Source organism: Thermomonospora curvata DSM 43183 (assembly GCF_000024385.1).
Lineage (GTDB): Bacteria > Actinomycetota > Actinomycetes > Streptosporangiales > Streptosporangiaceae > Thermomonospora > Thermomonospora curvata.
Genome location: NC_013510.1, coordinates 2,934,960 through 2,947,469, shown reverse-complemented (window position 1 = coordinate 2,947,469; position 12,510 = coordinate 2,934,960). Strand labels below are relative to the sequence as shown.

Sequence of the window (12,510 nt, the reverse complement as noted above, 5' to 3'; positions counted from 1 at the left end):
GGAAACTGATCGTGGTCGCCTTCTGCTGCCCTTGCTGGGTTTCATTAGCGTCCCGGTTGGTTTCATCTGCTTGGGAGGATGGGACATGGCTCCTCGGCGCAGGCGAAGCACTGTTTCTCCGATGCTCTTGGCGTTCGGTCGCCAACTTCGCCGCTACCGGGAGGAGGCCGGGCTGACCCAAGAGAGCCTGGGCCGCCGCGCCAACAACGGCCGGGGCGTGACCAGCCAGTACGTCGGCCAGGTCGAGAGCGGGCGCACCCGCTGTACCCGCGAGTTCGCCGAGACCATGGACCGGGAGCTCAAGGCAGGCGGCAGGCTCCTAGCGCTCTGGGACGACCTGGTGCTGGACTCGGCCTTCCCCACCTGGTTCGACTGGCCCAGCATCGAGGCGGAGGCAGTCGCTTTGGACTCCTATCAATGCATGGTGGTCCAAGGGCTCCTCCAGACGGCAGGGTACGCTGAAGCGCTACTGGGGGATGAGGACGCTGTCCATGCACGTCTGAACCGTCAAAAGATCCTGGAACGGAAGTCGCCGCCACCACCCCGGTTGACCGTCCTCCTATATGAGGGAGTTCTGCACCATGAGGTGGGAAGCAAGGAAGTTATGCGAGAGCAGCTCGAACGGCTGCTCGACTCGATGTCATCGGGAGTGACGGTACAGATCGTCCCTGACCCTGTTCCACATGGGGGAGCGTCAGGTTCCTTCGTAGTGGCGACCTTCGAAGATCTGAACGAGGTCGCTTACGTCGAAACCCCAAGCCGTGGGATCACATTGAGCGAGCTGGGGGACATCCATGTCCTCAAGAGGAAGTTCAACGAGATCAGGGCGGCTGCCCTGCCGGTTAACATGTCTGCTGAGTGCATACGAAGAGTTTTGGAGCAGCGATGGGCGTGAACATCCCCGCTTGGCGTAAGAGCAGCTACAGCGGTGACAACGGTGGCGACTGCATCGAGGTCGCCCGCCTCGCCAAGGGCGTTGGGATCCGTGATTCCAAGAACCGGGGGTGCGGTCACCTGACCATGCCGCTTGCCCAGTTCACCACCCTCTTGGACCAGCTCAAGCGTCAGCCGTCCTGACCTCCGACCATCCGGCTGGACTTCCACCAGGGCGTCCGAGAAAGCACCCGGCGGCCTGGACTCCGACTCGTCTGATAAGGCGCTGGCCGGGGGTCGCCCTTGATCCCCGGCTATCCGCTCTCGACCCGCAAGGAGCAGCCATGGGCGTCCAGTGGCGTAAGAGCAGCTACAGCGGCGACAACGGTGGCAATTGTGTTGAGGTCGCCCGTCTCGCCGAGGGCGTTGGGATTCGTGATTCCAAGAACCGGGGGTGCGGTCACCTGACCATGCCGCTTGCCCAGTTCGCTGCTCTCTTGGCTCAGCTCAAGTGTCAGCCGTCCTGACCTCCGGTCATTCGGCTGGACCTCTACCAGGGCGTCCGATACAAGCACCCGGCGGCCTGGATTCCGACTCGTCCGATAAGGCGCTGGCCGGGGGCCGCCCTTGATCCCCGGCTATCCGCTCTCGACCCGCAAGGAGCAGCCATGGGCGTCCAGTGGCGTAAGAGCAGCTACACCGCCTCCAACGGCGGCAACTGCGTTGAGCTCGCCCGTCTCGCCGAGGGCGTTGGGATCCGTGATTCCAAGAACCGGGGGTGCGGTCACCTGACCATGCCGCTTGCCCAGTTCGCCGCCCTTTTGGCTCAGCTCAAGCGTCAGCCGTCCTGACCTTCAACCATCCGCCGGGGCCTCTACGAGGGCCTACCGGCCCAACGCCCGGCGGCCTGGATTCCGACTCGTCCGATAAGGCGCTGGCCGGGGGCCGTCTCTGATCCCCGGCTATCCGCTCTCGACCCGCAAGGAGCAGCTATGGATGTCCAGTGGCGTAAGAGCAGCTACAGCGGTGGTGACGGCGGCGACTGCGTCGAGCTCGCTCGTCTCGCCGAGGGCATCGGCATCCGTGACTCCAAGAACCGGGAGCACGGCCACCTGACCATCCCGTTCCCCGAGTTCGCCACCTTGCTGTCCCGACTCAAGCAACTCTCTCCGGCCGTCTGACCTCTCGACCATCCGCCAGGCCGCCCTCATGACCGCCCGAGGACGGCCGACACCCTCCCCCTCCTCCCAGACCCGACCTCCCTCTACCTCCCGCCTTCCCCTACCGCCCGGCAGCCCCAGAAGAAGACCACCCCTACCCCCTCAGCGGCGCAAGCCCTCCTACACCCCCTCCAACGGCGGTGACTCCGTTGAGGCCACTCGCTTCGCCGAGGACGCTGGAACCCGTGATTCCAAGAACCGGGACCACGGCCACCTGACCATGCCGCTTGCCCACCTCACCACCCCGTCGGCCCGCCCGGAACTGACTCCCCGGTGTCTGAGCTTCCCCTCACCCGCTGGGGATCGCCGGGCTGGGAAGCCGGTTTGCGCCGCGTATTTGATGCGGTGGCACCGGGCCTTCCCGGAGAGGGCGAACGGGCGGTCGCCCGGGCCGTTCACCCTCACCGTGCGCCGGCCGGAATCGTCGAGGTACGTGATGGCCAGGCTCCACGTGCAGTGTCTGCGGCGGGCACGGAAGGCTGGCAAGAGCGTTTGCCGCTCGTTCGGTTCGAGATCGATGTCGCCCTCGGAAAACGCCTGCTTGCGTGAGCCTGCCTGGACGAAGCAGGGGTTGGGCCGGCCCATGTCGGCCTCCAAGCGATGGTTTTCTGCCAGCCCTGCTTGACGACGGGGATGTATGTGCCGCTGAGGTTGCCGGTGCAGGACCTTGATCCGGGGCCGGATGCCCATCACGGGGACCTTGCCGGGATGCTGCCCGGTCAGCACCATCGACGCCTGCAGAGCTCGCACGGGGGTGCCCCCATACCGGCCGCCGGCTCCCCGTAGACCTTGGTCGTCATAGGCCTTTTGCGCAGAGCGGCTCGGTCCAGGCCGCTGAGGAGCGCCCCAGGGAGGGCGTACGCCTCGGGGACGCACCCCTCGACGTAGATGCCAACTCGCAGCGGCTGTTCGTTTTCGCCCGGGAGCTTGCCGATCCACTTGCCGATGCTGTCGCCGGCCGTGCCGCCGATGGCATTCAGCACGGTCAGCGTGAGCGTCAGGGCCAGGGAACCGATCCAGACCACCGGGCGGCGGAGGAACGCCCGCCACCGGGCGGACTCCCTCGGTTCAGGCGGCTGCGGTCGACCGGGTCGTGGACCCTGCGGTAGGCCATGGACCGTCATCCCTTCTGCCCGCTTCGCCGCAGCCGGGCGGCCACGGCCCGTGCCAGTCGATCGGCGACCGGGACCGCTGAGAACCCCCACCGCCGCGATCACCCGTCCGCATCGCAGCAGAAAACACTCGGCGTCGGGGGCGCCGGTGTCGGAAGAGGCAGCCGCCGTACCGGATCGCCTCGTCCGCGATGCCTGGGACGGGGAATCCGCGGTTAGGGATTCCGCGGTGGCAGGGGAGGGCGGCGGAGAAGAGTTCGCAGGCTTCGGGGACCGAACGGGCCACCCGGTTGACCGACACCGTCACGATCGGAGACCGCTCCCCCCGTGTAGATGCCGCAGCCGACGGCGATGGGCATCGGTGTGTCGGCCACCGGGCTCGGCACGCTGTGGCGCGTGTGGGAACCGGGCAGGACCGCCTTCAGCTCGGCGACGGACGGCAGGCCGCAGGGATCCGGCCAGTCGGTGACGGCGGCTCCGCCCAACGCGGTGGACCCCGTGCCACCGGGGCCACGCGGTAGGCTCGCCCTGCTGTCCGGTCAGCCCAGGGGCTGGGCCTCAAAGGCTTCCCCGTCTTCGGAAACGGCCTTCACCGCGGGACCTATTTCGGGTATGTGTATGTAGGTTCGGCGGCCGTTCCGTACACCGATCCCTATCGGGAAGGCGGCCATCAGCGGCTCGGGCCCTTGCGCGTCCTTTCGCGGCCGGAAAGCCAGTGGCCCAAAGCGGCGTCTTCACCGGCGGCGGGGCGAAGGGAGGTCCCTTGTGACGTGCCTGCTGAGGTGGAGCGGTGAGTGCTGCTTTTGCGGGCGGAAGGTGCTGGGCCTGCACGGGCAGGACGGCAACCTGCCGTTCTACTTCCTCGATGGCGGCGGGGCGGACGCCGACCTGGTGCAGGCGGAGCTCGGCGGTTCCTGCCGTTTCGCGTGCCTGGCCGCATCGGAGGTGGCCGAGCGCTGGAGGGACCGTTTCGAGGCGGCGTGGTCGCGGTATTCGAGGCGGGAGTACTTCCGCGCCGGGCCGGCAGGGTTCGCCTACTGGCTGCTGCATCTGCGGGAGTACCGGCTGCTGGGCGCGGACGGCTGGCACGCGGTGGTCGGCCTGCACCCTTTCCGCACCGCCGTGCGGGAAGACGACCGGTACCGGATGCGGATCCGGCACCTGCTGGGGGCCGCCGATGCGGTGGCGCTGCGGGAGTGGCTCTCCCCTTACACCGCCGGGGGAGCGGAATCTGTGCCCCTTATGCGGGTGGTCGCGGACCTGGAGGTTGCAGACCGGTTGTATTGCCCGTCTGCGCTGCGGGACGGCTATATCGATCTGACCGGGCTGCATGCCGGTGCGGTGGAAGGGCGGCGCTCCGGGCACCGGGTCAAAAAGCGCGACCAGGTCTATGCCCACTACGACCTCGTGGTCCCGGCGGACCTGTATGAGCTGGCCTGGTCGATCTTCAAGAACCGCCCTCCCGTCGTCCGGCGATGACCTGCGGCGCGGCCCCGCCGGCGCTCCGGACGCCGCGCCGGGGTTTCACGCGGGCCGTGTCCGCTGTCAGGGGTAGAAGTGCGTGAACGAGAGGTGCCAGAACGGGTCGTCGTCCATCGGCAGCCGCGGCTCCGGCTGTCGTGTCGAGCGCTTGATCAGCCGGATCGGGCCGGTCAGCAGCATCAGCAGGCAGGCGGTTCCCACGAAGGTCCAAAAGCCGCTGATGTGCAGGGTGAACTCCATCCAGGTGCTCAGCCACGACAGCAGCCACAACCCCAGCGCGCCGCAGACGACCAGGGAGAGCGTCCTGAGGCCGGGGAGATCGATCTGGAAGGCCAACGCGGAGAACAACACGGCCACCACGGTCAGCGCCATCCACTGGGGCACGTGGGGACCGGACTCTAGCCGCACGCCTGCAAAGAGCCGCTCGGCGAGCAACAGCCCGCCCACCACCAGGGCCACTTCGGCCGCCTTGAGCATGCCCAGGAGCGCCGCCGCCCCTCCCAGGAGGATCTTCAGCACGCCCTCGAACGCCGAGCCGAGGACGGACGCCAGCCAGTAGGTGCCGAGGGCCGACCATAGGCCGGCAAGCTGCACCGGCAGGTCGAACGCCCCGCACAGTCGTACCGCCAGGTACACCGCCGTCGATCCCACCACCAGGGACACCGCACCCAGGACGATGAAGGCCGAGACGGCGAGGAACCCCATCCAGGCGATGGCGCCGAGGGGAATCTCCTTCCAGATGCCGGCGAGACCCCGCTTCGCGGCTTTGTCCCCAGGCCGGTAGGGAGGCTCGTACTCGAGGGCCACCTCCATGACGATGTCGAGGACCGGGAGGACCAACTGCGACGCCAACCAGACCGCCGGGACCACCACTACGCTGATGATCAGCAGTGCCGTCACCTGCTGGAGGCCCGAGCCGCTCAGCTGGAAGCCCTGGAACACCGCCGCCGTGGCCCACAGCCCGGTCGACATGAAGATCAGCGAGACCATCGGCGGCACGTCTCCCCTCGGATCGGTGACGGGTGTTCCGACGGCATGAGTCCCTCCGGTGCCGCCGGCTTCGCGGGGAGCGCCGCGGCCACTGAGAGCTGGATCACCTCGCAGAGTACGATTCACCGGGCCTGCGGAACAGCATCCGGACGAATATGGCCACATGAGGGCGAACTTGCCTTTTTACCTGGACGTTTCCGCCTCACGGGCTCGGCCGGCCCGGCTCAAACGGCCCCTGCCCGGAGCGATACGGCCCGGCCGGTGCGAGAGCACGGCGCCCGTCCCGCCGGTGGGCGATACTGACCGGTGCTCACTGATATCGGCATTCGGGTTCAAGAGAGGTTCAGCCAGCCAGCATGAAGCCTCGATACATCGAGGGACTGCTCAAGCACCTGCTCACCGAGTACGCCAAGGGCGACCAGGACGGGGTTCCCCAGAAGGCGCGCATCCGCGAGGTGCTGACCTTCGAGGAGGCGGGCCTGAAGGACAAGCCGGTCGGCCTCCGCATCGAGTGCGAGGACGGCAGCCGCGTGTTCGTGCAGTTCATGGGGACGTCCCCCGCAGGGGGCAACTACCCGGAGGAACCGCACTACTACATGCCGCCCGAGAAGGTCGGCACCGAACGCTACGGAGGCTGAGAAGGCGCAGCCCCGGTGCGCGACCAGTGGGTGAACGAGGCGAACGACGACCTCGCTCCGCACCGGGACGGGAGCCCATGAGCCGAGCGCCCAGGCCGGGCCGGTGGAACCGCCGAACGCCCCACCGGCCCGGCCGTTCATTGCAGAACACCCGGACGACCCGTCCACCGTGCGGCGGTTGCGTGCTCTTCGCCCGCGCGCCGTGCTTCTTGCTCGGCCGCTTTCGCCTGTTCGGGGTGGGCCGGCGGGCCTGGCGGCGGTATACCGGTCCGGTCCCCACCGGGTACCCCGAGGGGCCGTCCACCGTGCGGTGACGGCGCGCTCCGGCCGGCATTCCTCTTTCCCGGCCAATTTCGCCGGTTGGCCCGCGACAGGCGCGGTCGTCCGGCTCTACCGTCCGATACATGCACGACAGGCTCAGCGACGATCTGGCTCGGCTTCCGCAGTTGCTGGCGCAGACCAGCGGGTACGCCGCCGACCTGCTGTCCGGCCTGGAGGAAAGGCCGGTGGCGGTCCCGCCCGCGCCGCGGGCGAGGCGAGAGCTGCCCGCGGAGGGCAAAGGGCTCGCCGGGGCGTTGGAGGAGTTCCGGCAGCACTGGGAACCGGGGTTCTCCGGCAGCGCCGGCCCCCGCTACCTGGGGTTCGTCACCGGGGGAGCGACCCCGGCGGCCCTGGTGGGGGACTGGCTGACCGCCGTGCTGGACCAGAACCCGGTCAGCGGGCTGGACTCGGCCGCACCCGACCTGGAACGGGAGGTCATCGGCTGGTTGCGCGAGCTGTTCGGGCTGGGCGAGGCGCACAGCGGGGCCTTCGTCAGCGGGGCGACCGCATCGAACCTGGTCGGGCTCGCCATCGCCCGCGAATGGCTCGGCGAGCAGGCGGGCGTCGAGGTCTCCGAGGCCGGGGCCGGAGCGCTCGGGCCGGTGACCGTGCTGTCGGGGACGCCGCACTCCAGCGTCTGCAAAGCCCTGTCCATGCTCGGCCTCGGCCGCAACGCCCTGCAGACCGTCCCGACCCTGCCCGGCCGTGAGGCCGTGGACCCCGACGCACTGGAGGAGGCACTGGCCGCGCTGCAGGGACGCCCCGCCATCGTCGTGGCCAACGCCGGAACGGTGAACACCGGCGACTTCGACGACCTGCGCGCCATCGCCGCCCTGCGCGAACGCCACCCCCTCTGGCTCCACGTGGACGCCGCGTTCGGCGCCTTCGCCGCCCTCTCCCCGTCGCACGCGCACCTGGTCGAAGGCCTGGACGAGGCCGACTCGGTCTGCGTGGACCTGCACAAGTGGGGCAACGTCCCCTACGACTCGGCGGTGCAGTTCACCCGCCGCCGCGACCTGCAGATCCGCGTCTTCCGCAACAGCGCCGCCTACCTCGGCCGGCCCACCGAGACCCCAGACCTGATCCACCTGACCCCCGAGAACTCCCGGCGGCTGCGCGCCCTGGCCGCCTGGTTCTCCCTGACCGCCTACGGCCGCGACGGCCACCGCGAGATCGTCGAACGCAACATGGCCACCGCCCGCGCCCTCGGCGACCGCCTCTCAGCCGACCCGCGGTGGCGGCTGCTGGCCCCCGTCCGCCTCAACGTGGTCTGCTTCACCGTCGCCGACGACCCCGCTCCCGGCCGCATCGACCACATCGTCAAGACGGTCGCCTCCGGCGGGGACCTGTTCGTCACACCCACCGTTCTCAACGGCACCCCGGCGCTGCGGGCCGCCTTCAGCAACTGGCGAACGACCCCCGACCACCTCGACCGCATCGTCAGTGCGCTGAACGCCGCGTTGTGATGCGTCTTTCTCAACCGTGGGTCTCCGCCACGCTGCCGCTTGCTCGTCTCGTGGGGATCTTTGGTCTCTTGCGGTCACCGGACTTATCGTCGAGGTTCTCGAAGAGCCGGACTGGCCAGGTGGGGACGCATCCGGCGTTTCCACCAGACGATTTATGCGCCATGGACGTCCACCTTGGCGCTGTTCCGTCCCCTCTGGGGAGAACTCCGGCTCTTCGCCTCCAGGGTTAGCTTCCAGCACGTGGCCTTGGAAGGCTGGAACGGGGCCTTGACGGTTCCGGGGCCATGACGTTGCGGATCACAGCACTGTCCCTGGCCGTGACATCCCCGTCTCGACCTGCGGGAACGGCCTGTTGGAAAAGGTTCACTTCGGTGGCTCCGGCTGGCGCGAGCAGATCGTCCCGGCTGCTCGTCGCCGGGAGCGGCAAAAGAGAGGAGGTTCGAGGCTGTCCTGTACTCCGCGGCCTCGCTGTCGGCAGGACGATGGGCGGGAGCTCTCAGTCTGTGGAGCGGGTGCCGGCCTTACCCGCCGGGCGGGACGACCGCCGCGCCGACACGGCCGGGGCGACCAGGCCCGCGACTCCCGCCACACCGAACGTCCACGCCACCGGGTTGACATACCAGGGCACCGCCGAGGTGGTGTAGCTTCCGCCATCGGCCGGCAGGCATTGGAACCGCAGCGGCACCCAGCCGACCCGGTAGTCGACGACCTGCGACACCATTTCTGGAGCGGCCTCCCCTCGGCACGGCAGCAGCGGCGAGGAACCCGTACCGCCGTCCTCGGCGTTCATGACCGCCAGCAGCACGTGCCCCATTCCCCAGGTGTACACGCCGACGGCCACCCCGAGAGCAAGAATCGCGCCCGCTCTCAGCAGCTCGGCCCGGGAGTGCCGTCCATACCGGATGGCCGCAGCGACACCGCAGATGATCAAGATCAGGGTGAGGCCCGACCCGATCAGGAAACCGAAATACAGAACGAGCCCCACCACGGCCGCTCCCTTCGGGTGGAGGGTTCCAGAACGAACCCCGGCCCGATCAAGGCTAAGGCGTTCCCCGCTTCACGCCCGGCGGACGGGCTTGTCGCGGCCCGGTTCACTTGAGCGTCCATAGCCGCACCGTCCCGTCATGGCTGCCGGTGGCCAAGGACCGGCCGCCCGGCCTGAACGCCACCGACATGACCCAGCCGTCGTGGCCGGTCAGTGTGGTGACCGGGCGGCCGGAGGCGGCCTCCACAAGGTGCACGTTGGCGTCCCGGGCACCGATGGCCAGGGTTCGGCCGTCCGGGCTGAAGGCCACCGACTCCACCACGTCCAACTGGCCGGCTCCGGCCACGGTGGAGCGTTCGGTGGTCATATCCCACAGCCGTGCCGTCCCGTCATGGCCGCCGGTCGCCACCGTCCGGCCATCAGGGCTGAAGGCCACCGTCTCGATCCACTTGTCGTGGCCGGTCAACGTGGCCACGAGGTCTCCAGTGGCCACTTCGCGCACGAACGCCTTCTCATCGCCGCCGCCGGTGGCCAGGGTCCGGCCGTCCGGGCTGAACGCAAGCGACCAGCAGGTGTCGCCGCGTCCGGCCAGGGGGCCGGTGGGACGCCGGGTGGCCAGGTCCCACATGAGCAGCCTCTCGCTGTCGCAGCCGGCCACCGTCCGGCCGTCGGGGCTGAAGGCCACCGCTTCGACCCGCTCGGTGTGACCGGTCAGCACGTGCAGCGTCTCCCAGCTCGCCTGCCGCCGGGCCGACGGCGGGCGTGCCTCTTTGGGCCGCACGGCGTTGAGGACGAAGAACCCGACGGTGACCGTCGCGGCGAGGACGAGGAGAAAGACCAGCACGTGCCGCATGGGTCCGTTCCTGCCGGCGGCGGGAGCGGCCGGCGAAAGCGCCTGCGGAGAAGCGGCGGAGGGCAGAGGGCCGCGGCTTGGACCACTGATCGGAGCGGGTGCGGGCGGAGGAAGAGCGATGGGCGGGCCGCCCGGGGCGTCGCGGTCCCGGCCGATGGCCACGGCTGACGGAGCGGGCACCGGCGAGCGGGAGGGCAGAGCGCGCAGGATGTCACGGACCTGGGCGGCGGTGACGGGACGGTCGCCGGGGTCCTTGGCTAGCAGCCGTGACACCAGCTCGTCCAGTTCGCCCGGCACGTCCGGGCGCAGCGCGCTCAGGCGCGGCGGGGGCTCGGTCAGATGCCGGCGCATCAGGTCGGCCATGGACGAGCCGGAGAAGGGAGGGCCGCCGGTCAGCAGGGCGTGCAGGGTGCAGCCGAAGGCGTACAGGTCGGTGCGGGTCGGCCTCCTTGCCCTCGTATTGTTCGGGGGCCATGTAGGCGGGGGTGCCCAGGAAGCCACCGGTGGCCGTGAGCTGGGTCGTGGCGTCGGCGTAACGGGAGATGCCGAAGTCGCAGATCTTCACCCCGCCTTCGGCCAGTTCCATGAGGTTGGCGGGTTTGATGTCGCGGTGCACCACCCCTTTGCGGTGCGCATGGTCCAAGGCGTCGGCCACCTGCGCCATCAAATGCGTCGCCCGGGCGACCGGCAGCCCTTCGGGGTGGGCGGTCAGCAACGCGCTGAAGGTGGTGCCCTCCAGCAGCTCCATCACGAAATACGGGTGCCCGTCGTGCTCGCCGAGGTCGTGCACGACGGTGATGCCGGGGTGCTGCAGCGCGGCCGCCGCCTTGGCCTCCCGCCGCAGCCGGGCGATCAGCGCCGGGTCGCCGGTCAGCTCCGCCAGCAGGATCTTGACCGCCACCTGCCGGTCCAGCCCTTGGTCGAAGGCCGACCACACTTCGCCCATGCCGCCCCGGCCCAGCCCTTTCTCCAGCCGGTACCTTCCCCCCAGCAGCGTCCCGGGCCCGACCACTCGACCTCCCCGTCCTGTGCGGCCTTCTTCGGCGCGGCTCCGGAGGAATTCTGGCAGTGAGGTTTTCTCAACGAATACAAGCCCGCCTCATATCGCGACGCCTCCTGCCAGGAGTGCGCGCGGTCGGCCAGTCCCGGTGGGCCTCTTCCGCACCCGGCCGTGAGCCGGCAGTCCCGCGGCCCGCTCGGCGACGTCCCGCCTGTGCCCTCACCAGGGACTTTGCTCCGGCCCCTGCGCGGCCGCCGCCCTCCAGGGCACTCAATCGTTGAGAAAACCTCAGTGAACCTTTTTCTACATGCGGTCTTGGGTTCCTGAGGGACGACGTTCCTGACCGCGACGAGCCCGTCTCTGCCTATGGGGAGGACGTGGCAAAAGGATCCGGCGTGCACTTTGAACGGTCAGGTGGCAGTGCGGATCCGGTGGGCGAGTTCACTCGGCTTCTGGAACTTCTCCCTGCTGTTTCGCAGGGACGGTCCGGTGGGGTTGCTGTGGTTCCGCTGGGCGGTCGGGGCGAGGATTCCGGACGGCCCCTGGACGAAGACCCCGCCCTCCATGTGCACGAGGCTGTAGTACTGCTTGTCGACCTCCGGGAGAGGGGTAGCTCCCGTTTTGGCCGCGCGTGGGGATTTCCCGTTCCAACGCAGGAACCAGATGGCTTTACCCCGCGGGAGGGTGCGGCGCAATTCGGCTATGGGGTCGGCTGAATCCGCTGTGGAGCCGCCGAGGAATTCCGCCACCGCTTCCTTCGGCTCCGGCCGCAGCCTTCCTTTGAGGACCTCGACGGGGCGCAGTACGACGCCGATCAGCGGCTGGGGGTCGCCGTCGCCCGGGGTTCGGGTCGGCCGGACGCCGGTGACCTCGGCGATGACGACGGCCGTGGAAGCCTTCACTCCGGCGGCCAGGTCGGCGGGCGGCCGGATGTACAGGGCGCCGGGCCGGCGGAGCCTGCTGAAGAACTCCATGTCGCTGCGGCGGTGGATGTCCAGGTCGCCGATGGCGACCGCTCCCGGTTGCACCGGGTCGGCGGGCCGTCCGCCGCCGCATGCGGTGAGCAGCAGGAGGACGAGTCCGAAGCCCGCTGCCGGCAGGGACGTTTTTCCAGGGCTCAGGCTCGTGTGGGCTCCTTGAATGCGTTCTTTCCGGTTCAGCATGCCGGTTGTGCCGGCCGGCGTCGGCTTGCGGGGCTCCCGTGGCTCGCTTGAGGCGGCTGGTCACATATGGCACGGCCGAGCCTTGAAGCGGGTGGCGGCTCGATGACAGGCCTGGGCAACGCTCGTCCTTTTGGGGATCGCTGAAACGAGAAGCTGCTTCCTGGGCCTGTCAAACATCATTCAGGTCTTATGAACCGGAGGTATTTCGGAGCGTCGGGAATTTGTCTTTTGTTTGCAGGCGCGGTCTCGCTGTGGTGCCGCAGAGGGAACCGGGAGTCGGGGCTGACCATCGAGGGTGCATACAGCCGAGCGAGAGCCTGCGGTCCTGGCGAGTCCACCGGGAGGAGCGGCCGCTTCGGCCTCAGGGCGATGGTGGAGGGGTGCTGTTCGTCCCGTCAAAAATCTCA

At 69.0% G+C, this 12,510-nt stretch carries 14 protein-coding genes; 9 read left to right on the top strand and 5 right to left on the bottom strand.

The window, feature by feature from the left end; all coding sequences use genetic code 11:
- Positions 1-121 precede the first annotated feature (121 nt).
- The 7 genes from TCUR_RS12550 (at position 122) to TCUR_RS12525 (ending at position 4,684) form a co-directional block, all read left to right on the top strand.
- On the top strand, positions 122-895 hold the full coding sequence (locus TCUR_RS12550; protein ID WP_041439611.1) for a helix-turn-helix domain-containing protein: 774 nt from the start codon (positions 122-124) through the stop codon (positions 893-895).
- Positions 886-1,077: a DUF397 domain-containing protein gene (locus TCUR_RS12545; protein ID WP_012852886.1), complete on the top strand. Its 192-nt coding sequence runs from the start codon at positions 886-888 to the stop codon at positions 1,075-1,077. Before TCUR_RS12550 ends, TCUR_RS12545 begins: the two co-directional genes overlap by 10 nt.
- Before the next feature lie 140 nt (positions 1,078-1,217).
- Positions 1,218-1,400, top strand: coding sequence for a DUF397 domain-containing protein (locus tag TCUR_RS25630; protein ID WP_012852885.1), 183 nt, complete (start codon positions 1,218-1,220; stop codon positions 1,398-1,400).
- A 141-nt stretch (positions 1,401-1,541) separates the two neighbouring features.
- Entirely contained in the window at positions 1,542-1,724 is a 183-nt protein-coding gene (locus tag TCUR_RS12540; RefSeq protein ID WP_012852884.1) for a DUF397 domain-containing protein, read from the top strand.
- A gap of 141 nt (positions 1,725-1,865) precedes the next feature.
- The gene (locus tag TCUR_RS12535) at positions 1,866-2,054 is read left to right on the top strand and encodes a DUF397 domain-containing protein (RefSeq protein WP_012852883.1); all 189 of its coding nucleotides are present in this window, start codon (positions 1,866-1,868) and stop codon (positions 2,052-2,054) included.
- A gap of 28 nt (positions 2,055-2,082) precedes the next feature.
- On the top strand, positions 2,083-2,718 hold the full coding sequence (locus tag TCUR_RS28490; RefSeq protein ID WP_083789845.1) for a DUF397 domain-containing protein: 636 nt from the start codon (positions 2,083-2,085) through the stop codon (positions 2,716-2,718).
- A 1,252-nt stretch (positions 2,719-3,970) separates the two neighbouring features.
- On the top strand, positions 3,971-4,684 hold the full coding sequence (locus TCUR_RS12525; RefSeq protein ID WP_012852879.1) for a hypothetical protein: 714 nt from the start codon (positions 3,971-3,973) through the stop codon (positions 4,682-4,684).
- A gap of 66 nt (positions 4,685-4,750) precedes the next feature.
- Here the strand turns inward: TCUR_RS12525 and TCUR_RS12520 are convergent, their stop codons facing one another.
- Positions 4,751-5,677, bottom strand: coding sequence for a hypothetical protein (locus tag TCUR_RS12520; protein ID WP_012852878.1), 927 nt, complete (start codon positions 5,675-5,677; stop codon positions 4,751-4,753).
- 356 nt (positions 5,678-6,033) lie between these two features.
- On the opposite strand from TCUR_RS12520, the gene TCUR_RS12515 reads away from it, so the two are divergent.
- Together TCUR_RS12515 and TCUR_RS12510 are read left to right on the top strand one after the other, a co-directional pair.
- Positions 6,034-6,315 carry a hypothetical protein gene (locus TCUR_RS12515; RefSeq protein WP_012852877.1) on the top strand — a complete coding sequence of 94 codons (282 nt, stop codon included), beginning with the start codon at positions 6,034-6,036 and terminating at the stop codon, positions 6,313-6,315.
- Between the two features lie 404 nt (positions 6,316-6,719).
- A complete protein-coding gene (locus TCUR_RS12510) occupies positions 6,720-8,102 on the top strand; it encodes a pyridoxal phosphate-dependent decarboxylase family protein (protein ID WP_012852876.1) in 1,383 nt (460 codons plus the stop codon).
- A gap of 496 nt (positions 8,103-8,598) precedes the next feature.
- Here the strand turns inward: TCUR_RS12510 and TCUR_RS12505 are convergent, their stop codons facing one another.
- From TCUR_RS12505 to TCUR_RS12495, 4 genes are all read right to left on the bottom strand, one after another.
- Positions 8,599-9,090 carry a hypothetical protein gene (locus tag TCUR_RS12505; protein WP_012852875.1) on the bottom strand — a complete coding sequence of 164 codons (492 nt, stop codon included), beginning with the start codon at positions 9,088-9,090 and terminating at the stop codon, positions 8,599-8,601.
- 103 nt (positions 9,091-9,193) lie between these two features.
- Entirely contained in the window at positions 9,194-9,940 is a 747-nt protein-coding gene (locus TCUR_RS24960; RefSeq protein WP_012852874.1) for a WD40 repeat domain-containing protein, read from the bottom strand.
- A gap of 211 nt (positions 9,941-10,151) precedes the next feature.
- Complete coding sequence (locus tag TCUR_RS27980) at positions 10,152-10,952, bottom strand: serine/threonine-protein kinase (RefSeq protein WP_012852873.1); 801 nt, start codon at positions 10,950-10,952, stop codon at positions 10,152-10,154.
- Between the two features lie 398 nt (positions 10,953-11,350).
- Complete coding sequence (locus TCUR_RS12495; RefSeq protein ID WP_012852872.1) at positions 11,351-12,103, bottom strand: hypothetical protein; 753 nt, start codon at positions 12,101-12,103, stop codon at positions 11,351-11,353.
- Positions 12,104-12,510 lie beyond the last annotated feature (407 nt).

Excerpts from the sequence above, each read along its gene's own strand:
- TCUR_RS12550 (WP_041439611.1), top strand. The coding sequence starts at position 122 with ATGCTCTTGGCGTTCGGTCGCCAACTTCGCCGCTACCGGGAGGAGGCC.
- TCUR_RS12545 (WP_012852886.1), top strand. The coding sequence starts at position 886 with ATGGGCGTGAACATCCCCGCTTGGCGTAAGAGCAGCTACAGCGGTGAC.
- TCUR_RS25630 (WP_012852885.1), top strand. The coding sequence starts at position 1,218 with ATGGGCGTCCAGTGGCGTAAGAGCAGCTACAGCGGCGACAACGGTGGC.
- TCUR_RS12540 (WP_012852884.1), top strand. The coding sequence starts at position 1,542 with ATGGGCGTCCAGTGGCGTAAGAGCAGCTACACCGCCTCCAACGGCGGC.
- TCUR_RS12535 (WP_012852883.1), top strand. The coding sequence starts at position 1,866 with ATGGATGTCCAGTGGCGTAAGAGCAGCTACAGCGGTGGTGACGGCGGC.
- TCUR_RS28490 (WP_083789845.1), top strand. The coding sequence starts at position 2,083 with ATGACCGCCCGAGGACGGCCGACACCCTCCCCCTCCTCCCAGACCCGA.
- TCUR_RS12520 (WP_012852878.1), bottom strand. The coding sequence starts at position 5,677 with ATGGTCTCGCTGATCTTCATGTCGACCGGGCTGTGGGCCACGGCGGCG.
- TCUR_RS12515 (WP_012852877.1), top strand. The coding sequence starts at position 6,034 with ATGAAGCCTCGATACATCGAGGGACTGCTCAAGCACCTGCTCACCGAG.
- TCUR_RS12510 (WP_012852876.1), top strand. The coding sequence starts at position 6,720 with ATGCACGACAGGCTCAGCGACGATCTGGCTCGGCTTCCGCAGTTGCTG.
- TCUR_RS24960 (WP_012852874.1), bottom strand. The coding sequence starts at position 9,940 with ATGCGGCACGTGCTGGTCTTTCTCCTCGTCCTCGCCGCGACGGTCACC.
- TCUR_RS12495 (WP_012852872.1), bottom strand. The coding sequence starts at position 12,103 with ATGCTGAACCGGAAAGAACGCATTCAAGGAGCCCACACGAGCCTGAGC.